Source organism: Streptococcus nakanonensis (genome assembly GCF_059738785.1).
Genome location: NZ_AP027139.1, coordinates 1 through 17025, shown reverse-complemented (window position 1 = coordinate 17025; position 17025 = coordinate 1). Strand labels below are relative to the sequence as shown.

At 37.3% G+C, this 17025-nt stretch carries 14 protein-coding genes, 2 tRNA genes and 1 rRNA gene; all 17 read right to left on the bottom strand.

Annotated elements, in window-relative coordinates; translation table 11 throughout:
- Positions 1-114: 114 nt before the first annotated feature.
- A tRNA-Ala gene (locus AC6I9F_RS00085) sits at positions 115-187 on the bottom strand.
- A 51-nt stretch (positions 188-238) separates the two neighbouring features.
- A 16S ribosomal RNA gene (locus AC6I9F_RS00080) occupies positions 239-1784 on the bottom strand.
- A 242-nt stretch (positions 1785-2026) separates the two neighbouring features.
- Positions 2027-2098, bottom strand: a tRNA-Glu gene (locus AC6I9F_RS00075).
- A 92-nt stretch (positions 2099-2190) separates the two neighbouring features.
- Positions 2191-2670, bottom strand: coding sequence for a sigma-70 RNA polymerase sigma factor region 4 domain-containing protein (locus AC6I9F_RS00070; protein ID WP_173262303.1), 480 nt, complete (start codon positions 2668-2670; stop codon positions 2191-2193).
- Positions 2671-2790: 120 nt separating this feature from the next.
- Entirely contained in the window at positions 2791-4749 is a 1959-nt protein-coding gene (ftsH, locus tag AC6I9F_RS00065; protein WP_498022070.1) for an ATP-dependent zinc metalloprotease FtsH, read from the bottom strand.
- 15 nt (positions 4750-4764) lie between these two features.
- A complete protein-coding gene (hpt, locus tag AC6I9F_RS00060) occupies positions 4765-5307 on the bottom strand; it encodes a hypoxanthine phosphoribosyltransferase (protein WP_000892176.1) in 543 nt (180 codons plus the stop codon).
- A gap of 4 nt (positions 5308-5311) precedes the next feature.
- Positions 5312-6589 carry a tRNA lysidine(34) synthetase TilS gene (gene tilS / locus AC6I9F_RS00055; protein WP_498022067.1) on the bottom strand — a complete coding sequence of 426 codons (1278 nt, stop codon included), beginning with the start codon at positions 6587-6589 and terminating at the stop codon, positions 5312-5314.
- Positions 6586-7854, bottom strand: coding sequence for a serine hydrolase (locus AC6I9F_RS00050; RefSeq protein ID WP_498022066.1), 1269 nt, complete (start codon positions 7852-7854; stop codon positions 6586-6588). Before AC6I9F_RS00050 ends, tilS begins: the two co-directional genes overlap by 4 nt.
- Positions 7847-7969 carry an SP_0009 family protein gene (locus tag AC6I9F_RS00045; RefSeq protein WP_000429334.1) on the bottom strand — a complete coding sequence of 41 codons (123 nt, stop codon included), beginning with the start codon at positions 7967-7969 and terminating at the stop codon, positions 7847-7849. The genes AC6I9F_RS00050 and AC6I9F_RS00045 overlap by 8 nt, the downstream gene beginning before the upstream one ends.
- Before the next feature lie 4 nt (positions 7970-7973).
- Positions 7974-8342, bottom strand: coding sequence for a septum formation initiator family protein (locus tag AC6I9F_RS00040; RefSeq protein WP_000041903.1), 369 nt, complete (start codon positions 8340-8342; stop codon positions 7974-7976).
- Entirely contained in the window at positions 8335-8601 is a 267-nt protein-coding gene (locus AC6I9F_RS00035) for an RNA-binding S4 domain-containing protein (RefSeq protein ID WP_001234978.1), read from the bottom strand. Before AC6I9F_RS00035 ends, AC6I9F_RS00040 begins: the two co-directional genes overlap by 8 nt.
- Before the next feature lie 57 nt (positions 8602-8658).
- Positions 8659-12168: a transcription-repair coupling factor gene (gene mfd / locus AC6I9F_RS00030; RefSeq protein ID WP_498022042.1), complete on the bottom strand. Its 3510-nt coding sequence runs from the start codon at positions 12166-12168 to the stop codon at positions 8659-8661.
- Positions 12169-12738, bottom strand: coding sequence for an aminoacyl-tRNA hydrolase (gene pth, locus AC6I9F_RS00025; RefSeq protein WP_498022040.1), 570 nt, complete (start codon positions 12736-12738; stop codon positions 12169-12171).
- Between the two features lie 71 nt (positions 12739-12809).
- Positions 12810-13925, bottom strand: coding sequence for a redox-regulated ATPase YchF (gene ychF / locus AC6I9F_RS00020; RefSeq protein ID WP_001218712.1), 1116 nt, complete (start codon positions 13923-13925; stop codon positions 12810-12812).
- 84 nt (positions 13926-14009) lie between these two features.
- Positions 14010-14204 (bottom strand): DUF951 domain-containing protein, encoded by a 195-nt coding sequence (locus AC6I9F_RS00015; protein WP_000285186.1) that lies wholly within the window; start codon positions 14202-14204, stop codon positions 14010-14012.
- Positions 14205-14268: 64 nt separating this feature from the next.
- On the bottom strand, positions 14269-15405 hold the full coding sequence (gene dnaN, locus AC6I9F_RS00010; protein WP_498022037.1) for a DNA polymerase III subunit beta: 1137 nt from the start codon (positions 15403-15405) through the stop codon (positions 14269-14271).
- A gap of 158 nt (positions 15406-15563) precedes the next feature.
- Positions 15564-16925, bottom strand: coding sequence for a chromosomal replication initiator protein DnaA (gene dnaA / locus AC6I9F_RS00005; protein WP_196311826.1), 1362 nt, complete (start codon positions 16923-16925; stop codon positions 15564-15566).
- Between the last annotated feature and the right edge of the window lie 100 nt (positions 16926-17025).

Genomic DNA, 17025 nt, shown 5'->3' with positions numbered 1-17025 from the left:
ACCTTTCAGTCATAAACTCTTATTAATACTACAGCGTTTTCGGTTTATTTTCTTGTTACTATTTGATATAGATATTCAATTTTCAATGTGCATTACTTGGTGATCTCTCACCAATGGAGCCTAGCGGGATCGAACCGCTGACCTCCTGCGTGCAAAGCAGGCGCTCTCCCAGCTGAGCTAAGGCCCCACAAGACCTCTCAAGACTAAACAAGACCAATGCGCAGTTCCTTATCCTTAGAAAGGAGGTGATCCAGCCGCACCTTCCGATACGGCTACCTTGTTACGACTTCACCCCAATCATCTATCCCACCTTAGGCGGCTGGCTCCTTACGGTTACCTCACCGACTTCGGGTGTTACAAACTCTCGTGGTGTGACGGGCGGTGTGTACAAGGCCCGGGAACGTATTCACCGCGGCGTGCTGATCCGCGATTACTAGCGATTCCGACTTCATGTAGGCGAGTTGCAGCCTACAATCCGAACTGAGACTGGCTTTAAGAGATTAGCTTGCCGTCACCGGCTTGCGACTCGTTGTACCAGCCATTGTAGCACGTGTGTAGCCCAGGTCATAAGGGGCATGATGATTTGACGTCATCCCCACCTTCCTCCGGTTTATTACCGGCAGTCTCGCTAGAGTGCCCAACTGAATGATGGCAACTAACAATAGGGGTTGCGCTCGTTGCGGGACTTAACCCAACATCTCACGACACGAGCTGACGACAACCATGCACCACCTGTCACCTCTGTCCCGAAGGAAAACTCTATCTCTAGAGCGGTCAGAGGGATGTCAAGACCTGGTAAGGTTCTTCGCGTTGCTTCGAATTAAACCACATGCTCCACCGCTTGTGCGGGCCCCCGTCAATTCCTTTGAGTTTCAACCTTGCGGTCGTACTCCCCAGGCGGAGTGCTTAATGCGTTAGCTACGGCACTAAACCCCGGAAAGGGTCTAACACCTAGCACTCATCGTTTACGGCGTGGACTACCAGGGTATCTAATCCTGTTTGCTCCCCACGCTTTCGAGCCTCAGCGTCAGTTACAAGCCAGAGAGCCGCTTTCGCCACCGGTGTTCCTCCATATATCTACGCATTTCACCGCTACACATGGAATTCCACTCTCCCCTCTTGCACTCAAGTTAAACAGTTTCCAAAGCGTACTATGGTTAAGCCACAGCCTTTAACTTCAGACTTATCTAACCGCCTGCGCTCGCTTTACGCCCAATAAATCCGGACAACGCTCGGGACCTACGTATTACCGCGGCTGCTGGCACGTAGTTAGCCGTCCCTTTCTGGTAAGATACCGTCACAGTGTGAACTTTCCACTCTCACACTCGTTCTTCTCTTACAACAGAGCTTTACGATCCGAAAACCTTCTTCACTCACGCGGCGTTGCTCGGTCAGACTTCCGTCCATTGCCGAAGATTCCCTACTGCTGCCTCCCGTAGGAGTCTGGGCCGTGTCTCAGTCCCAGTGTGGCCGATCACCCTCTCAGGTCGGCTATGTATCGTCGCCTTGGTGAGCCGTTACCCCACCAACTAGCTAATACAACGCAGGTCCATCTGGTAGTGATGCAATTGCACCTTTTAAGCATATGTCATGCAACATCTACTCTTATGCGGTATTAGCTATCGTTTCCAATAGTTATCCCCCGCTACCAGGCAGGTTACCTACGCGTTACTCACCCGTTCGCAACTCATCCAGAGAAGCAAGCTCCTCCTTCAGCGTTCTACTTGCATGTATTAGGCACGCCGCCAGCGTTCGTCCTGAGCCAGGATCAAACTCTCATTAAAAGTTTGAGTTCTCACTCATTTCTGCCACTGACAGATTTATTGTTTTTTTCATTGTTCAGTACTACAACCTTAGTTGTAGTGCCCTGCACATTGGTTCGTCTTGTTCAGTTTTCAAAGGTCTTTGTCACTCGCTTCCCTCAAGCGACAACTATATTAGTATATCACAGTCGCTTTCGCTTGTCAACACTTTTTTGAAACTTTTTTAAACTTTTTTCATCAAGTGTTCCATCCGCAATATACCATAGTCCGTACGGGATTCGAACCCGTGTTACCGCCGTGAAAAGGCGGTGTCTTAACCCCTTGACCAACGGACCAGAGTTGTTATTTTCAACTCTTACTATTATACCCACTTTTCAAACTTTGTCAACACCTTTTTTAAAATTTTTTTACTTTTTTGCATGAATTCCTAATGAGCACGGATGTCAAACTCTTTAAACACAATACGTAAGTCTCTTAACACTCTTTGACGCCCTCGGAAACGTTCATTTCTTAAGACGCGTTCTAACTCTTCTCGTTTCTCTTTACTTTGTTTGTTTCTATAATCTCTTAGTGTTTCATGAAAGAGATAATAGTCATCTAGCCACAGACCTCCCTCACTTATACGATGACTGATCTCGCCTACTTCTTCATAAGGTTCTTTATTATATCTTCGTTTGTGGCTCTCTTGTTTACGGATATAGTCTAAAATTCGATTTCGAAACCTGGTTTTGAAATATTTCCTTAAACGAGGGATATCTTCTACAAGCCTTTCTTCTCTACTGATCAATTCATGTAAGCAAATCATTCCCTCTTGGTCCCAGTCCGATAACTCCCACAAATGAAGGTAATATTCATTTCTACACTTGTATACAATTCCTTGGACTTCTTCATACATTTTTTTAAGCATAATTTTCCCCTTTCTAGATACAGTCTAACAGATTCAGAAACACTTTTGGCACATTTCCTCCATTCTGCACCCTTTAACTCCTCAACTGCACAAAAAAGAGAGGACAAGCCTCTCTCAGGGTTATTTTTCATCATTCATTTTTGACTTCACTTCATCATAAGATAATGCATGAGATTCCTCTTCTACTGCTTCAGGCATCTTTCCTGTTTCATAGAGAGATTTAATTTGTGTACTATCCAATGTTTCGTATTTCAATAATGCTTCTGCAATCAACTTGTGAGTTTCACGATTTGACTGAATAATTTCAGCAGCTTTATTTCGTGCTTCATTTAATAATGAACGAACCTCTTCGTCAATTTCATAAGCTGTTTGTTCTGAAATTGATTTTTGAGGACTCTGTGCACCAAACATAGCATGATTACCCTCATATTGTACTGGACCAAGTTTTTCACTCATACCGTACTCTGTAACCATTGCACGCGCCATTTGTGTAGCTTGTTCAAAGTCATTTGAAGCTCCTGTCGTTTGGACATTAAAGATAATTTCTTCAGCTACACGTCCACCCATTAAGCCAGCCAATTGCTCTTTCATATCTTCTTTAGATAGAAGCATTTGATCCTCTTTAGGAAGTGCAATCATGTATCCACCTGCACGGCCACGTGGTACAATTGTAACCTTATGGACAACGCGGGCATTCGACAAGACTAAACCAACAATGGTATGTCCTGCCTCATGGTAAGCAACCAATTCTCGTTCTTTTTGTGAAACTGTCTTATCTTTCTTAGAAGGTCCAGCAATAACTCTATCTTCTGCTTCATCAATATCTGAGGCATCAATTATCGATTTATTGCGACGAGCAGCAACTAAAGCCGCTTCATTCAAGACATTCTCTAAATCAGCACCAACAAAACCTGGAGTTTGTTGAGCCACTAATTTCAAATCAACATCTTCTGCTAAAGGCTTGTTCTTAGCATGAACTTTCAAGATTGCTTCACGACCTTTAACATCAGGGGGACCAACCAATACTTTCCTATCAAAACGTCCTGGACGTAAAAGGGCAGGGTCTAGTACATCTGAACGGTTTGTAGCAGCAATGACGATAATCCCTTCATTTCCCTCAAAACCATCCATCTCAATCAAGAGTTGGTTCAAGGTTTGCTCACGTTCATCATTTCCTCCACCGAGGCCGACACCACGTTGGCGACCAACAGCATCAATTTCATCGATAAAGATGATAGCTGGTGCTGCTTTTTTGGCATCTTCAAAAAGAGAACGAACACGACTCGCTCCAACTCCGACAAACATTTCTACAAAGTCAGAACCTGAGATACTAAAGAATGGAACGCCTGCTTCTCCAGCAACTGCCTTAGCAAGCAAAGTCTTACCTGTTCCCGGAGGTCCCTCCAAAAGAACACCTGCTGGAATACGGGCTCCAAGTTTTGTAAATCGTTTTGGATCTTTTAAGAATTCAACAACTTCAACTAGTTCTTGTTTTTCTTCCTCAGCTCCAGCAACATCTGAAAATCTTACTTTAATATCTTCTTTATTTGCAGCTTTAGCCTTACTACGTCCAAAACTCATTGGGTTACGACCATTGCCTCCCCCCATATTTCCCATCATAGAGAATAGGAAGAAGAAAAGAATCCCAAATGGCACAATGGATACGAGTAGATTAATCCACATACCACTTGAACTTTCATGCTTAACAGTTACTTCCGCTTTATGATCAGAAGCAAGCTTTTGCAATTCTGATACTGTGGTATCAGAGGGAAGAATAATACTTGAAAATTTCTCTACTGTTGTAACAGATGGAGAAAAGAACTGAATGCCTGTTTCTTCTTTACTTGTTTTAGGATTTTTATAGACACCAGAAACTTCGATAACACTACCATTTGGTTGATAAGTTAATTCTTTTACATTGTCATCGGTAATTTCTTTTACCAATTCTGTATAATTAATTTGCTCACTTTTCCCTGCAACACTACCTGTACTAAAATACTGGTAAGCTGTAACTAGGAAAAAAATAAGTAATAACCATAGAAATGGATTTTTAATTAAACCATTATTTTGTTTTTTCATTAAAAATTATTCTTTCTAATTTGAATACACTTCTTCTTTCAATACTCCAACATAAGGAAGATTACGATAATTTTCTTTGTAGTCTAAACCATAACCTACTACAAACTCATTTGGGATAGTAAAGCAGGTATAGTCTGCCTCAATTTCTACAACACGTCCTTCTGGTTTATCCAACAAGGTTGCAATGTTAACAGAAGCTGCTTCTCTTGCAATAAACATATCTCGCAAATTCTTCAAAGTTTGACCTGTATCAATGATATCCTCTACAAATAGAACATGTCTTCCTTTAATATCTTGAGTTACATCTTGCTTGATATTGATGACACCACTACTTGCTGTTCCACCATGGTAGCTAGAAACCATCATGAAGTCCATTTCAATATGTGTATCAATATGTTTGACCAATTCAGCCATAAAAGGAATAGATCCTTTTAAAATCCCAACCAAGATTGGATTTTTTCCTGCATAGTCCTTAGTTAATTGAGCACCTAATTTTTTAGCAGCTTCTGTAATTTCATCGTGTGAAACGAGGATTTTTTTAATATCGTTTTCTAACATTTTTTTACCTATCTATTTTTTCTATATAAAGTACAGTGTTCATTATATCATTTTTCGTGTTTTTACTCAAATCACTAGTCGCAATTCCCAAAATTGAGACAATTTCACCAAATTGCTCAATAATCAGAGCAGATTTTCGGTTTTCCATAGGAATTTTCAAATCAATAAATAGACGTCTAAGTTTTTTTCTATGCCCATTTTGAATCAAAACATCTCCTGTTTTTCGATGACGAATGTGTATGGATGTTTCGCGTGAAACAGATATTTGTTGAATTGATTCACCTTCTAAAGGAAGTCCAAAGGAAAATGTGTATCCTTGATAAGAGACCTGATTTTGATAGTGTAACACAAATTCATCTTCCTTTTCATCAGCCTGCGGACTGATTTTACAAATCTGAAACTGTTGATACTCTTTTATCAATTCATAGCCATTTTTAAGCGGATGACAATACTGGCTTTTAGATTTTAAAATCTGCCGAACTTCATCAAACTGAGCTTTTGTAAGATTCAAATCTGGAAAACGATTCAGATAAGTTTGAAGTAAAACTCTTTGTGTCGACTCAGAGTAAGACAATAGCTGATCTAAATTTTCTACATCAATATTATTAGATAATTCAGCTATAGCTAAGTCATAATCTAAAATTTCATTTCCAATACTTAAGATTGCATCCCTAAATCGAGGATTTTCTTTCTCTAATTCTGGTAAATAAGAGTTTCGAATACGATTTCGAAAATAATGATTTTCCTTATTTGATGTATCTTCAAAGTGAAAAATTGGTGGAAAGTCTTTTTTCTGAAAATGCAAGAAGGGCCGAATGATTTCTATCTCTCCTACTACTTGCTTCTCCTTAATTCCTGATAGATAGCGCAAACGAGTACCTCGAATCAAACGCATCAAAATCGTTTCCACCTGGTCATCAGCATGGTGGGCAGTGACTAAAGCTGTCGCACCTGTCTTTTTCATGACCTCTTGAAAAAAATCATAACGAAAATGTCGAGCACGCGCTTCTGAAAATTCTCCTAAAAAATTGCTGACATAAATAGGAAGTCCAGCTTCAACAGCCAACTTCCTTAATTCCTGTTCTTCCCAATCTGATTCTACTCTCTGCTTATGATTCACATGAGCTAAAATCAGTTCAATTTCTAACTCTTTTTGATAAGTAGATAATACCTTAAATAGAAACATAGAATCTAACCCACCAGAAAGAGCTAGCACCACCTTAGTATGCTTTTTGAAATATCCCTTCTTGAGAAAATGATTTAAAAAATCTTGTTCCCTCATTTTAGAACCTCATAAACATCCTTAGCTATCTGAGAAATTGTATCATAATCAGAATTCTTAGTGAAAATAGAAAGAATAAATGGAGAATCTGCATAGACAACACCCGTATCATGCTCAAATTCGTCCGCATCCCCAATTTTATGAGCTACCTTCACAGAAACACCTTTGGCAATTCGCTGATTATCAAAATCTGTTTTAGTCAAAGACTCTAGCACAAATCCATTTTGATTATAAATAGCTTCCATGACCTTCCCAGCCATCTTGGAAGAAATCAATTTTTCTTTTGGATCCCAATCATCTCCCATAATGGCAGACATCTTGGATTTGAATGTGGCATCAGATTGGTTTGAAATGTAATATCCCAATATGTTATGAGCTACATTATCAGATTCTTTTGATACTTTTGTGATTAAGTCCTTGAGAGAATACTCTTTATTATCCTCTTTTTTAGGAAGACTACCACTTCCCTCTGGTTTATAAGAACCTGGAAAATCATTGACTTCAGATACGTATTTTACAGTCGTATCTAACTGATAAAGACCCTCATTTATTTTTTCTTGCGCATAATAGAGATAAGGGAGTTTCAAAACACTAGCTGCATACATCTTTTCATCTTGATTGATACCAGCTTCTTTTCCAGTAGTCAGTTGCTTAACATAAATAGAGAATGAATCCTTCTGATATTTTTCCGATAACATTTCTTGGACCTTACTCATCCGATTATCTTCTTCAGAAGTTGATTCTTTAGCTACCCATCCAACCTGATCAATATGTAGAAATTCTCTTCCTTCTACAAATATGGTCTTGTCGATTGATACTTGTGAATAAGCTGATAAGGATGATTTCACTTCTTTTAAATCATAAGGACTATTGTACAGTTTAAAATCAGATTCTAACCATACTTTTTTTATTATTGGAGTTACCTCTGACTGATCATATAAAAATCGTTTGTCCGCAGCTATGAATTGATGATTTGATAGCTTAAATACCGGAATTCCTTGTTTATTTAAGCGCCACTCAGTTATTTGAAAACTTGTTTTGGGAGTCAATTTTCCAGATTCCACTACTAAATCTTCATTTGCATAAACAGGAACCTCTCCATAAACCGTGGGAGAACTTAATTTTTCTCTAAAATAAATACCAAAGTCAGATTGTGAAAGGTAATAAATTTCTTTTGAAGTATAGACTACTTCTTTTTCTGTACTAACAACTTTTGAAATGGTCAAAAAACTTGGTAGCAACAAAATAATTAAGAATTTACGCATTCTTCCTTTCCTTTTCTTCTTGTAAACGCAATAATTGATTTTTATCAGCCAACTCTTCCAGCTTTTCATCCGATAGACTCAAAAATTGCTCAATTACGTCTAGTAAATTTTCCATTTTATCACCTTTGAAGCAAGTCAGGAATCGTATAAACTATTTCCCTCGACTTAGAATAATAGTACTTCGCTCGTGTATATTTGGCAGCATAATCCTCGTCTTTTAACTTGGTAGCAAATGCTGTCTCCTTATCCTTTTCATCACTCAAAGTCTGATACTGAGTTTGCAAGTCTGCTAGTTGCTGACGTCTTTGGAGTAATTGTTGATAGCTCTGCGCTAAATTAAAAGTTGGCAAGATAAATAATAGCATAATCAAAATCAATACCCACCCCATAAAACGATTCCGTTTTTGCCGTTCTTTCATCAGGTAGCGACGGCGTTGGTGTTCATTTTGAATAAAAGAATTATTCAATTGTACGATATTTTTAGACATTTTCTTCTACCCGTGTTTCACTGATAATTTCATACATGCCTGCTGCATCTTCTTTTTTTGTACTATCTTTCATCTCTAGTACTTTGACAAGTAGCAACTTATTGCCAAAGCGAATTTCAACTTGGTCATTAACTTTCAAATCCGTTGAACTTTTGGCCAAGATTCCATTCACCTTGATTCTGCCTTTATCTGCTACTTCTTTTGCGACTGTACGACGCTTGATAATTCGCGATACTTTTAAATATTTGTCTAATCTCATCCTTATTACCTCAACTTATTATTGTACCATTTTTATCTATTTTATAGAAGAAAAATATCAAATGGAATTTTCTTTCTTAGACTCTTTTATCTCTAATAAACTTTCTCCAAAAATCAGCAGACCTTCTAAAATTTCATAATCTTTCTTATTTTGGACATCAAATACAAGCTCCATTAATCCCTTATTCTCAGCGATGCCTGCTTTTAAGTTCGTTGCGGATAAAGCTTTAAAATAATCTTGAGCTAAAAACAGTCGTTGAGTGACTTTTTCAAATTGAACTGTAATTTTATTATCTTTTCTTTCCACACGTTGAACAAAGATCTTGTCCAAATATGACTTGACTAAACCAATCTCTAAAAGATAGGCTACTACATCCGGGTATTCTCCAAAACGGTCTATCAACTCCTCTTGTAACTCTTCATAATTGACACGATTGTCAATTTGACGAATTTTCTTGTAAATTTCAATCTTATGTCGTTGATCAGAAATATAAGTATCAGGAAGATAGGCATCAATTTGCAAAATCAACTCAGCATTCCCTTTAGTTCTTGTGTTAGCGTTAGCATTACCGTTTCGTTTAGCAATAGCTTCCTCTAGTAACTGCGAATACAATTCAAAACCAACAGAATCAATGAAACCAGACTGGGATTTTCCTAGGAGATTCCCTGCTCCACGAATCGAAAGATCTCGCATAGCAATCTTAAATCCGGATCCCAATTCTGTAAATCCTTTAATCGCTTCTAATCTCTTTTCAGAGACTTCACTGATTGATTTTTCTGGACGATACATGAGATAGGCATAAGCAATACGATTACTACGACCAACTCTTCCTCTTAGCTGATACAAGGTTGACAAGCCCATATGATCCGCATTTTCAATAAATAAAGTATTAGCATTTGGAATGTCCACCCCTGTCTCAATAATGGTAGTTGTCACCAAAATATCATACTGACCTTCAATGAAATCCATTAGAGTATTTTCTAACTTAATTTCACTCATTTGCCCATGAACATAACCAATCGAAGCCTCTGGAATCAACTCCTGTAATTCTGAAACCTTCTGGTCAATCGTGTCAACTTTGTTGTAAAGGTAGTAAACTTGACCTCCACGCTCCATTTCACGTAAGACAGCATCACGAATGACACTATCATTCTTTTCTAAAACATAGGTTTGCACTGGATAACGATTAGTCGGCGGAGTTTCAATAACAGACAAATCTCTGATTCCCAGCATAGACATGTGAAGGGTACGAGGAATTGGCGTAGCGGTCAAGGTCAGGACATCTACTTGTTTTTTCAGTTCTTTCAAGGTTTCCTTATGCTTGACACCAAATCGCTGTTCCTCATCAATAATCATCAAGCCCAAATCAGCAAACACAACATCTTTTGACAAAACACGATGGGTTCCAATCAAAATATCAACTTGATCGTTTTTCAATTTTTCAAGTGTTTCGGTCTGCTCTTTTTTACTTCTAAAACGACTCAATACATCAATATTAACTGCAAAATTTTGGAATCGTTCCTTAAAATTGGTATAGTGCTGTTGCGCTAAAACCGTCGTCGGAACTAGAACGACAACCTGTTTGTGATCATTGACAGCCTTAAAGGCTGCACGCATTGCAACTTCAGTCTTTCCAAAACCAACATCCCCAACTAAAAGTCGATCCATTGGCTGAGAATCTTGCATATCCCTCTTGATTTCCTCAACACTACGAAGTTGATCATCCGTTTCAACATAAGGGAAGGCATCATCAAAAGCATGTTGATCCTCATCATCAGCTGAGAAAGCAAAACCCTTCAACTGACTACGCTCAGAATAGAGTTTGATTAAATCGTCTGCTATATCCTCTACCTGGTTCTTAACTTTTTGCTTGGCTTTTTTAAAATGACCGTCATTTAATTTATTGAGTTTTGGAGCTTTCCCATCACTTGAAACATATTTAGACAGTAGATGAATCTGTTCTACTGGGATAGAGATTTGATCCCCGTTTTGGTATTGAACACTAACATAATCACGGTGAATCCCTTTGATTTCAATTGTTTCAATCCCTAGATATTGACCAATTCCATGGATATGGTGAACAACGTAATCTCCTTTTTCAAGTTCATTGTAATCTTTTAATCTCTCTGCGTTTGAAACATGTTGTCTTCGAAAACGACGTTTCAATTTCTTTTGAAAAATCTCATGTTCAGTTATCAATAAAACCTTTTCATCTACAAAATGAAAACCATGTCTGAGATTGCACTCGATTAAGTTTACAGATTCTTGACAGATTCTTGACTTATCTCTAGAATCCAATTTAATCTGGTATTCCTCTAAAACATCCTCCAATGTTTTACTTCCCATTGAATTGCTAGACTGCAGGATAATAGTGTAGTCCATTTTTTTGTATCGCTCAATTTCTTCTTTTAGAAAAGAAAATTGATTGAAAAACTCCTGCATAGGATATTGATTAAATTGATAAATTTGGTCAAACTTGAGATTTCCTAGTCCCTTTTGAAGATTAGAGAAAAAGGTCACCGGACTTTGTTTTTTATAGATTTGTTCAATATCAGCAAAATACTGCATATCAGAAAATGATTTACTATTCTGTAATTCTTCTGTAAAGTACTGCGCTAATTCTCTTTCAAAGACTTCATACTGATTCATCAATTTTTGATAATCATCAAAGAATATTGGAGTATCTTTTTCAATATAATCAAAAACAGTCCATGTCTTATCATAGCACAAAGATAAAAACTTCCGAGAATCTGCATGGCTTTGTTTTTGGTGAAAACTTGAAAGAATTTCTTCTAGGTAGGATTTCAAAATAGGTGATAAAGTCTTTGAAATTTGTTTTTCTAAAGCTGACTGACCTCTTTGATAATCCTTTTCTCTCAAAAGCATATCGCTAGCTGGAAAGATTGTGAGTTCTGTCTGATTTTCTTTCGATAATTGTGTTTCTACTTCAAATGACCTGATACCATCAATTTCATCACCAAAAAACTCAATTCGGCAAGGTTCTAACTGGGATATTTCAAAAATATCTAAAATATCTCCTCGCAGACTAAATTCGCCCTGAGTTTGTACTTGTGTAACTTTTCGATAGCCAATTTCCTTTAACTGATGGATAAGCGCGTGTTGATCATATTCTTCACCAACTGAGATTTTTACAATACTATCTTTGAATACATCTGGAGACGGTAAAATCAATCGACTTGCTGCGATATTACAAACTAAAATCCCTCTCTTAGATGAATCAGTCAAAAAACGCAAGGCTTCAACCCGTGAAATGATTTTTTCTTGTGAAGACATCAAAAACTCGACCATAGGGGAGTCATCTACCAAAAATGGATAAACAAGTTCCTCACCCAAGATAGATAGAAGATCACTAACCAGTCCTTCTGCTTCTCCATAAGTTGACGTCAGTAACACAATCTTATCTTCTTTTTCTAGACTACTTGCAATTGCAAGAGCCTTAGTAGACGTTGATAAACCAAGTATTAGTTGTCTTTTCTTATCTGTTAAACTTTGATGCCATTTTTGTATCTGATCATTTTCTGAGAATAAATCTAATAAGGTCACCATTTATCCGTTATACCTCTGCATTGTTTTCTCAAAATTTTTCTCTTGTAAATAGTAGTTTACAGAATCGTCAACTTTGTCAATAGACTGTAAAATATCAATATAATCATCCTTGTCAAACTTACTCAAAACATGGTGAACAACGGACATACCATTTTTAGGTCGTCCGATTCCAATCTTAACACGGTTAAAGACCTGAGTTGCAATATGTTGAATAATAGACTTAATACCATTGTGACCACCTGCAGAGCCCTTTGCTCTTAAACGAATCTTTCCAACTTCCATGTCAAGATCATCGTAAATGATGAGTAAATCTTCAATATTCAAACCATAGTAAGTCAATAAAGCATGAACCGCTTTTCCACTTTCATTCATAAATGTCGTTGGTTTGACAAGATAAATTTTTTCTCCATTTAGGAAAAAGGATGCTAGGTCAGCTTGAAATATCTTATCATATGTAAAAGTGACATTCTGTTTCTTCGCTAGTTGGTCAATCAACATAAATCCAACATTGTGTTTTGTTTCAAAATATTTATCCCCTGGATTTCCCAAGCCTACGAGTAATTTAGTCATTTATTTTTCCTTTCAAAAGCCAAAAGGGTTGGAATTTTTTTCCAACCTAATTGACACTATTTATTAAATTTTTAGACATTAAAGCGGAATTCCATAATATCGCCATCTTGGACGATATATTCTTTACCTTCTTCACGCAAACGTCCAGCTTCTTTTACGGCCTTCTCAGATCCATATTTCACCAAATCATCGTATGACATAGTTACTGCACGAATAAAGCCTTTTTCAAAGTCTGAGTGGATAATACCAGCTGCTTGAGGAGCCTTCATACCACGTTTGAAAGTCCAAGCACGAACTTCTTTTTCACCAGCTGTGAAGTAAGTTCCCAGTCCAAGCAAATGGTAAGCTGCACGAGTCAACTTATCAACGCCTGATTCTGTCAACCCAAGTGCCTCAAGAAACTCTTGCTTGTCTTCATCGTCCAATTCAGAAATTTCTTCCTCAGCACGCGCAGAAATAACGACTACTTCAGCATTTTCTGTCGCTGCAAATTCACGAATTTGTTTAACATAGTCGATAGAGTCAGGTTCTGAAACCACATCCTCGTCCACATTAGCAACATAGAGCACTGGTTTAGTCGTTAACAGGAAGAGACCTTTGACAACCTTTTGTTCCTCATCTGTAAATTCAATAGTTCGAGCTGATTTTCCATCTTCAAGGACTGGTTTAATCTTTTGAAGAACATTAAACTCTGCTACTGATTCTTTATCTTTTTGCGTGCGTGCCATCTTTTCTACACGCGCATAACGCTTATTGACTGATTCTAAGTCTGCAAGAATCAATTCCAGATTAATTGTATCAATATCTGCAAGTGGATCTACAAAGGCGTCTTCACGTCCTTGCTCACGCATGACATTTTCATCATCAAAAGCACGAACTACGTGAACAATCGCATCTACTTCACGAATATTGGCCAAGAATTTATTCCCTAGCCCTTCTCCTTTTGAAGCTCCTTTTACAATCCCTGCGATATCTGTAAATTCAAAAGTTGTTGGAACTGTCTTTTTAGGAGTAATCATTTCAGTTAGTTTTTGTAGACGTTCATCTGGAACTTCTACCATTCCAACGTTTGGATCAATCGTCGCAAATGGGTAGTTTGCTGCCTCTGCTCCTGCTTTTGTAATTGCATTAAATAGTGTTGATTTACCGACGTTTGGCAAACCAACGATACCTGCTGTCAAAGCCATATTTTCTCATTCTCCGTTTTCATTTCAATCCCTAATATTATAACACAAAAAGGGAAAACTTGCTAACTCTCTAACTAAGGGTTCTCAGTCAATAATTTTATTCATTTTTCTATCAAAATCATAGCGCCCCATCATGACAACATGGTCACAATTACTGCATTTTATTTTGATATCTGCCCCGACACGTGTAATTTCCCAACGATTAGCTTTTTTTCCTGTTGACTTGATGGTGCAAGCGTGTGGTTTTTTCATCTCAACAAAATTTCCAACTTGATACATACTATTCTCCTTTTCTTTTTCGATTATATCATAAAAGAGGCGAGCTAGGCTCAACCTCTTTCACTTAATTTGTACGAACTGGTGTAATGAGCTGCATGAAGTCTTCGTCAGTATCTGCTGGCACAAGAGTAAATGGACGAACAGCTGAGATAAAGCTAATGGTCACCTTTTCGCTATTTAAAGCTTTAAGAGAATCAATCAAATAAGTTGGGTTGAAACTAATGGTCAAATCTTCACCAGTAACCTGATCAGTATCTATTTCTTCGTTTACTTTACCAACTTCTGGAGAGTGAACATGGGCGCTAACAACCCCATCTTTAATTTCAAGTTTCACAGTACCATTTTGAGTCGCACTTGATAAAAGACGAGCACGCTCCATTGACTGTCGTAAGTTTACAACATCAAAAGTAATAGTAGTGTTAAAGTCTGTTGGAATCAAGCGATCTGTATCAGGATAGTTTCCTTCTAGGAGACGAGTATAGAAGCTAATATTTTCGCTTCTAAAGAGGATTTGGTTATTGGCAAAGAAAATCTCTACAGTTTCGATATCATCTGTAAATACCGATGAAAATTCACGTAGAGAACGGCTAGGAATGACAACATCAAAATCATCACTATTTTTCTCAAGCGTTAATTTTTTCTGGCTTAGACGATGAGAGTCTGTTGCCACTGTTTTGAGCTCCTTGTGTTGACTCAATACAAAATGAACACCTGTCAAAATTGGACGACTCTCTTGTGTACTTGCAGCAAAAGCTGTTTCATTGATAATTTTCTTGAGTAATTTTGTTTCAAGAACCAAAGGAGTGCTTGCTGAAATTTCTTGGATTCGTGGGTACTGTTCGCTATCTTTTCCTTTTAGGGTAATTTCTGATTTTCCACTGGTTAAAACAATTTGATTTTGTTCAATTTCTTTAAAATCAAGAGTCACATCAGGTAGACTAGATACCACGTTGATGAAGAAAGAAGCTTCAAGAAGAATTGAACCTAAAGAAGTAATTAACAAACCAGCATCTTCATTTTTTTGAGAAATAAAATTTTCAATTGAAATCTGACCATTTGAACCAATTAAAGTAACACCTTCATTGGTCACGTCAATTTTGACAGTTGATAAAATAGGAATGGCATTTTTAGAACTAATAGCTCTCTTAGTAATATTTAAGGCTTGTAGAAATAAATTTTTATTAATTGAAAAATGAATCATGGATTCTCCTTTATTTATTTTTAGTATTAGAAGGATAATAGTAATAATAGAGTCTGTGAAATCTGTGGAAAACAGACTTTAAACAAGTTATATCAAGTTTTTTAGCTTGTTTAAAAAATGTGGATAAAAAAGATAAAAAAGCGAAAGTTATCCACAAGTTATTTTATTTTCTTTTTGATTGATTCAATTTCTAAACGTAAATTATCGTCTTCATCAATCAAAGATTTAATTTTTGCATGGGCATGAATGACTGTTGTATGATCTTTTCCTCCAAATTCCTTCCCAATTTTTGGCAGACTATTATCTGTCAGTTCTCTAGATAAATACATGGCTACTTGACGGGCTAAAACAATATTTTGAAGGCGTCTGCTTCCCTTCATTTCTTTGACACTGACACCATAAAAATTACCAACTTCATTTTGGATTTTATCAATTGGGATGACGAGCATTTGGCTAACATCTTGTTTGCGAGCTCTAATAGCTTCTGCAGCAATATCAATAGTGATATCCTTGATGTTTTTTACTCTGGCAATTAAAGTGATGTCGTTGATGGCTCCCTCAAGATCTCTAACATTTGAATCAAATTGCCCAGCTAGGTATTCTAGAGTATCACTTTGGAAATTGTAGCCTAAATGTTCCGTTTTACTTTGTAAAATGGCAATACGTGTTTCAAAGTCAGGGGGTGTGATAGTTTGTGTCAATCCCCAACTAAAGCGCGTGACAAGCCTCTCCTCGAGCCCTTCTAGATGTTTTGGACTACGATCACTCGTTAGGACAATCTGTTTTTGCTTGTCATGAAGGGCGTTAAAGGTATTGAAAAATTCTTCCTGAGTTGCGACTTTTTTTCCGCTGAGTGACTGGATATCATCGATTAACAAAAGATCAAGACTACGATAGTTTTTTTTAAACTTTTCCATTTCCCCAAGTCTTAGGTGATCAAGAAAGTCATTAATAAAGCTTTCAGCAGGAATGTATTTAACACGCGCATTTGGAATATTTTTTAGAATTTCATTTCCAATAGCGTTCAACAGGTGAGTCTTACCAAGCCCAGGTCCTCCATAGATAAAAAGAGGGTTATAGGTCAAAGCCAAATCTTCAGAGACAGCCAAAGCGGCTGATACTGCCCAAACATTTCCATCCCCTTGAATAAAATTATCAAAGGTATACTTTTCTTTTAACCCAGTATCCGAATAAGGAATAGATGCTAACTTTGGACTATAGTCATAAAGAGTTGAATTTGTAGCTTCTTCAACTTGTGAGATAGCCGTATCTTGAGGTTTAGTGAAAATATAGTGGGGAGTTATCTCAGCATCATAAATTTCAAATCCGGCAACTACAATAATATCTTTTAGTTGTTTTTCCCAGACCATTTCCATTTCAGATCGTGGTAAAAATATAGTGGCAACATTTTCCTCTACCTTGATGAGTTCAGCTTGAATAGCATAGAAATCATACATGGATCGAGTCAGTCTTTCTTGAGCAAATTCTAAGATACGATTCCAAAATTGTTTTTCTTTCAATCCTTTCTCCTCCTTTACTATTTAAAAGTTTAATACTAGACCTATTTTACCATAGAAAACAAGAATTTTCCACAAGCTGTGAAAAATAATCCACAATGTT

What these genes read in the sequence shown, in the direction of transcription:
- ftsH (WP_498022070.1), bottom strand. Translation starts at nt 4,749, where the DNA reads ATGAAAAAACAAAATAATGGTTTAATTAAAAATCCATTTCTATGGTTA.
- ychF (WP_001218712.1), bottom strand. Translation starts at nt 13,925, where the DNA reads ATGGCTTTGACAGCAGGTATCGTTGGTTTGCCAAACGTCGGTAAATCA.
- AC6I9F_RS00035 (WP_001234978.1), bottom strand. Translation starts at nt 8,601, where the DNA reads ATGAGATTAGACAAATATTTAAAAGTATCGCGAATTATCAAGCGTCGT.
- AC6I9F_RS00070 (WP_173262303.1), bottom strand. Translation starts at nt 2,670, where the DNA reads ATGCTTAAAAAAATGTATGAAGAAGTCCAAGGAATTGTATACAAGTGT.
- pth (WP_498022040.1), bottom strand. Translation starts at nt 12,738, where the DNA reads ATGACTAAATTACTCGTAGGCTTGGGAAATCCAGGGGATAAATATTTT.
- AC6I9F_RS00050 (WP_498022066.1), bottom strand. Translation starts at nt 7,854, where the DNA reads ATGCGTAAATTCTTAATTATTTTGTTGCTACCAAGTTTTTTGACCATT.
- hpt (WP_000892176.1), bottom strand. Translation starts at nt 5,307, where the DNA reads ATGTTAGAAAACGATATTAAAAAAATCCTCGTTTCACACGATGAAATT.
- AC6I9F_RS00040 (WP_000041903.1), bottom strand. Translation starts at nt 8,342, where the DNA reads ATGTCTAAAAATATCGTACAATTGAATAATTCTTTTATTCAAAATGAA.
- AC6I9F_RS00045 (WP_000429334.1), bottom strand. Translation starts at nt 7,969, where the DNA reads ATGGAAAATTTACTAGACGTAATTGAGCAATTTTTGAGTCTATCGGAT.
- tilS (WP_498022067.1), bottom strand. Translation starts at nt 6,589, where the DNA reads ATGAGGGAACAAGATTTTTTAAATCATTTTCTCAAGAAGGGATATTTC.
- mfd (WP_498022042.1), bottom strand. Translation starts at nt 12,168, where the DNA reads ATGGTGACCTTATTAGATTTATTCTCAGAAAATGATCAGATACAAAAA.
- dnaN (WP_498022037.1), bottom strand. Translation starts at nt 15,405, where the DNA reads ATGATTCATTTTTCAATTAATAAAAATTTATTTCTACAAGCCTTAAAT.
- AC6I9F_RS00015 (WP_000285186.1), bottom strand. Translation starts at nt 14,204, where the DNA reads ATGTATCAAGTTGGAAATTTTGTTGAGATGAAAAAACCACACGCTTGC.